The sequence below is a fragment of the Citrobacter sp. S46_ASV_140 genome, from assembly GCF_018919545.1.
Taxonomy (GTDB): domain Bacteria; phylum Pseudomonadota; class Gammaproteobacteria; order Enterobacterales; family Enterobacteriaceae; genus Citrobacter; species Citrobacter braakii.
In genome coordinates, this window is the sequence record NZ_JAHLRC010000185.1 from 1 (window position 1) to 5,170 (window position 5,170).

Below are 5,170 nucleotides of genomic sequence, written 5' to 3' on the forward strand. Positions count from 1 at the left end.
GATCCGGATGCGCCTGCGCAAACTCTTTTGCCGCTTCCCTTAAATAACGCATTTCCGCGTCATAATAACGCAGAGTTAAGTCTTCCATTTTACAGTTCGCTTATTTTGTTTTAGCCACACAAGACGGCAGCTCTGGCAGGATCAATGGCTACCAGTCCGGACAACAGTAAGTCCATCTCTGGCATCAGACGCGCTTTGTCACTTTCACTGCGATTGGCTTTTAAACGCAGAAGTTTCAGCCGTCGCGCTTTTACTTCAAACAGCAGTTCAGGCTCCCATTGTTTGAGGGTGAGAGAGTGTGCTGTCGCATTCAACTCGCCAAGCAAATGCAGCGCGAGATCGTTGCGCCCACATTGTTCCGTCAGGCGAGCCATCAACAGTTGGCGTAACCAGCGTTGTCGACGTGAAATCACGCCGGGGCGAGCCTGAAGCCAGGCGAGCGCTGTTTCAACGCCTTCGCTATCCGCCAGCGTCAAGGCCTCGCTTTCAAGTAGCAGGATATCGTCGTCCGCCCCTGCGGTAGCCGCAGTGACTTTTTCCGTCTGCCAGTCACTTTCCTGCAGCACCTCGCGGGCGATCCACTCACGCGTGACGTCATCGGCAAAGGGCATTCCGTCGTTAAATGCCAGCGTTTCCAGACCCGGCATCCGATGCAGCAACATTTTCAGATCGCTGATGATAATCCCGGCATTTTTATCCCATGGCGATCCAGCCCTCATTAATGCCTGATGAAGGTACCACTGCACATCAAGCCAAAAATGATTCACTCCCTCAACAAATAAGCTGTCAGTTAACTCAATCAATTCAGTCCAGCTTTGCTGCAAATAAAGACGTTTAAGCTGCGCACGGTAATCACTCTTGGGCGGTTCCAGACGTGTACGTCCGGCGCCATCTGGCGGAGGAAGCTGGCTGACCGTATCGAGCCGCACGCTTTTCATCAAATGATGCGCCGCCAGCCAGCCATCTGGCTGATCGGCCAGGTATTTGGCCAACACCCGTGCCTGCTCCAGCAACTCCCGGCCCGAGGCAATACTTTTGAGGACGGGAGTATCTGCGCTGTACCGAGCGGTTTGGGTGCTGATATTTTGTGGTACCAATGCCTGAGCACCACCTGATTGGGCCAGACGGTTCTCCAGCGCGCTATACAGCGCTCCAAGCCCAGGGCGAATGCTCTCCTCTCGCTGATTAAATTGCTGGTCCAGCAACATCAGCGCACCGGCGATCCGTTGCGCGTCAGGTCGTGAAACTTCCGGGAATCGCGCCAGACTATCCAGCATCCGCCCGCCTGCTAACCATTCGAGGGCGGCTTTATGACTATTCGCTTTTAAGGGATGGAGAGTATCGCCATATTGCTGCATCAGGCCAGCCAGCAAAATCAGACCATCCGCCAGGCCGGACTCACCATCCTGGTGCAAACGCGCCCATGTGTAATAAGTGACAACACGGACATCCTTACAGGTGTTGATCAGGAGTTTTTCCGCAAGCTCAATGATGAGATCCGTTTGTGCGCCAGAAAGTTTATTCACCTCTTCCCGCATGCGCTGAAAATCATCGTCATAGCCAGGATCGTCACCACCCGGGTTGGCTGCTGAAATTGGCAATAACCAGTTTTGCCATAGCGCAGTCTGCGTTTGTGCCTGTTCCATCAGTTGCTGTTGTTCATCTGTCGAATCCGCACTGGCGGCCAGTAGACGATTCAGAGCGCTCATTCTTCTTCCTCTGAGGAAAGCTTGCTGCTAACAATAAAAATTGCTTCGGGTAGTTCAAAATCGCGGAGTTTGAGTAATGCAAGGGGACCTTCACCCGCTTCCGTGCGCAGGGTATAGTTCAGCGGCAATCCATCTTGCGCAGTCCAGCGCAGGTTAAAACCGCTGCTCACGCCAGCATTATCAGTTATCTCCGCTTTCTCAAGCAGTCTTATCCAGCCCCAGGTACCGGGGTTATCTGAGTAGATTCGGGTTCCCGTACTCGTGCTCACCCAGCTTAGGGTTGCTCCTGACGCTTGCGTATCGGCAGGCCAGACAACGTTTTTCCACGTTGGCATCTGATTAACATAGGTGAGTTTCTGGCCATCCAGCACGAGGTCTGTCTGCATCACATCTCGTGCCGTTCCAGGACGCAGTTCAAAACGAATCCCGGCTTCTCCACGAATAAAAGCGACATCCGCAATTTGACTGAGCTGGTCCATCGCCTCGAGGAACGCAGGATTAAATACCAGTCCCTGAGCATTCACCGTGTCGGCAACCCAGTGACTTCCCTGTTTATGCAGCACACCGCTTAAATGACTTTCGAGAAAATGCTGAATTCGGCCATTATCGCTTCGCAGATATTGCGCCAGCAGCGGCAGGGAAGCCTCGCTGCCGACATCACGGAACGGATAACGTCCACCGAATGCGCTGTTCCAGTCATTCACAATCAGCGCCTTCCATTGCGCATTCAGACCCGCCGCGGTTGGCTGCAACACCTGCTGCCATGACTGCTCCAGCGGCTGAACAAACATTGTTTGACCAAATCCACTCCATGCTTGCCCCAGACTGGCAGCCACCAGATTTCCATAGTCACGCGTGGTAGTGAGATCAACGGTTTTGCCCTGAAATACCGTCTGCGCCAGGGCCTGACTCATTCCCTGCGGATCGGCAGCGTTAGTAATCTGCTGGAGTTTCAGCCTGACCTGCGTTACCCGGGTCAGGTAGGTTTGCAGACTCAGAAGGCTGATATCCTGCCCAGCCGATTGCTCATCCATCAATGCCAGGATTGGCGAGAAGGTACTCGCCATAGGACCTTCTTCCCGTGGATGCTGGTCAATGGTCTGATTCTCTTTGGTGTTAAACAGATCCTTTGCCGACTTCACCAGTGAGTCCGACAACGCTTCCCCGGTTAACCCTGTACGTCCCTGAACGGCGAGCGTATTCATTAACGCAACCAGAGGAGACTGACGGATATCTGCAATCAATGTGAGTTGATCGATGGCATCACTCAGCGTTTGGGTGCGCTTCCAGCGAATACTGTTGAGAAAATCCAGCCAGTTGTCGGCAAAATCCATAAAGTAACGCTCGCTAAGACGCGCCTTTAACGCCTGTGGAGAGAGAGGGTCGCTTGCAGAGTGCGTTTCATCCCCCAGCACCTGATCCATCTCTTCCCGGCGGTTGCTTACGATTTTTTCTATGGCGGGCAAAACCTCCTCTTCCCAGGCTTGGCGGGTATACACGCCAGCAACCGAACTCCGGGTATAAAATACCAGGTCTGCCCGAGTATCGCCGGTCATGTCCTCCAGACGAAGATCGGTGTAATGCGGAGTCACCTGTTCAATGATTTTCTGATACAGGGCGGCTTCGCCATTGCGGATCCCCATCTGACGAATTAACAGTGTTCGCACCTGGCTAATAAGATTTTTATCGGCCGCTATTTTCCATTCAGGATGCGCCAGAAGGTTTTCTCCCCAGAATTGCCAGAGCCCCGGCCCAACGCCTTGCCATGATGCGCGCGAAATGCCTGCGCGCTCTGGCCAGTCTTGCATCAGCGCCTGACTAAAAAATGACGCCTCCATCTGTTCGGGCCGGGAGAGCATCAGATACATTTTCAACTGGTTGTAGGCGATCTTTGCCCGAGCTGCAAACTGCGGGCTTTCCGGTGCCAGTCTCGTTAACGCCGTCAATTCCTGAGTGAGATGTTGTGCGGCTTCATCACGCAGTAGTGGAATAGCAATACGCGTATAACGCGGCCATAGGGCATCCAGCAGAGCATCATTTTGGCTCAAGCCAAAGCGGTAATACCACGGCACGCCATTCTGCTGACGCCAGCGAAGCATGCCCGGCGTTTGCTGAAGAGCGGATAACGCCGTAAGACGCTCGGCGAGCGGTTTATCCGGACCGCCGGCCAGTCTCGCCTGGTCCAGGCTTTCGGTGATCATATTGCGATTAGCCAGGAAAGAAACCGCCATTCCCGCGCCCCATAGCAGCATCAAACCGGCTGTACCGACTGCCAGCACTCGAATCCCTGAACGGCCTGTGCGTTGTGCCTTTAGCTCCGCAGGTAACGCAGGGAGTGAATCAAGCAACGCGCGCCAACGTTCATCACGCGTCCAGGCATGCGCAACGCGCGATGGGGTACTTTCCGCATACTGGCTCAAGATTACCGCCGCCAGCGGCAGGGGCCGATGCGGGCTGAAAAAAGTGGTCAACGAGTCGCTGATGGCTTCTGCCTTAGGCATCAGCAAATTAGCCATTTTCAGTAAAAAGTTATCGCGGATATTTCGCGTAACCTGCTGCGTGCCCTGCTCCGCCATCTGCATTGCCAACGAGGTCAACTGCGAACGACATAAAGCCGTGGTGCATTTTGAAGGGAACATACACGTCGCAGAGTGTAAGGTTACGTTATCCGGTACAAATTGAGCGCCATGCAGCGACCAGAGGTATAACGGCACTCGCCAGCGAAGCGTGGTAAAAACAGCCAGAAGATGGCGGGCGGCCTCATCCATTTGCTGTGAAGTTAAGGGCACAACAGGGGCTGATTGAAGCAAGGCATCATGTTGCTGAAAAGTGTGGATTACCCATACAACCCCATCCAGCGGGCGCCGATGCAGTTTGCGTATCGTATCAAACAGCGAGACATCTGGCGTTGCAGTGAGCTTGCCTCCCCAGATTAACACCACGCCATCCCCTTCAACCCAGCGCTGGGAGGTGAGTTCAGGTACCAGTTGATCAACCTGAGGGGCATCCCCCATCACCAGCAGGATACGCGTTTTGGCGCGCCAGCGGCGACCGTAGTTATCTTTAAGTGTAGAGTAGAAGTTAATGAATATATTGCTGTCCAATGTGGCTGCAGTATTATTTTCTACATTTGACTCATAAGCAGACTTCCATGGTAAAAGAAAATAAGCAATGGCTTTATATTTTAATAATGGTACATACGCTCCTAACACTGATTTCAACGCATTCACCTGCCATATTTTAAAAATATAACACAGTGCTAATAAAATCGATGTGATAACTATGACCCTGGTTGTTGGGGTTGTCACCCCGAAATACCCTCCGTAGTAATAAAGTACTACATAGCATATCAAACCAACAACAACCAAAATAAATAACAAACCACATAATCGCAACAAGCTAGACTTTTGCATATATCTATTCCCGACTTCTAATTTTTTTAACCCTCGACAATATAATAT

2 protein-coding genes are annotated in these 5,170 nt (G+C 52.5%); both read right to left on the minus strand.

Features of this window, described 5'->3' with window-relative positions; translation table 11 throughout:
• Window positions 1–110: 110 nt before the first annotated feature.
• A complete protein-coding gene (tssA, locus tag KQJ19_RS22295) occupies window positions 111–1,709 on the minus strand; it encodes a type VI secretion system protein TssA (protein ID WP_200047203.1) in 1,599 nt (532 codons plus the stop codon).
• The gene (locus tag KQJ19_RS22300) at window positions 1,706–4,813 is read right to left on the minus strand and encodes an ImcF-related family protein (protein WP_253296401.1); all 3,108 of its coding nucleotides are present in this window, start codon (window positions 4,811–4,813) and stop codon (window positions 1,706–1,708) included. Before KQJ19_RS22300 ends, tssA begins: the two co-directional genes overlap by 4 nt.
• Window positions 4,814–5,170 lie beyond the last annotated feature (357 nt).

Bases quoted from the DNA above. Each gene is read 5' to 3' on its own strand.
- tssA (WP_200047203.1), bottom strand. From the start codon at position 1,709: ATGAGCGCTCTGAATCGTCTACTGGCCGCCAGTGCGGATTCGACAGAT.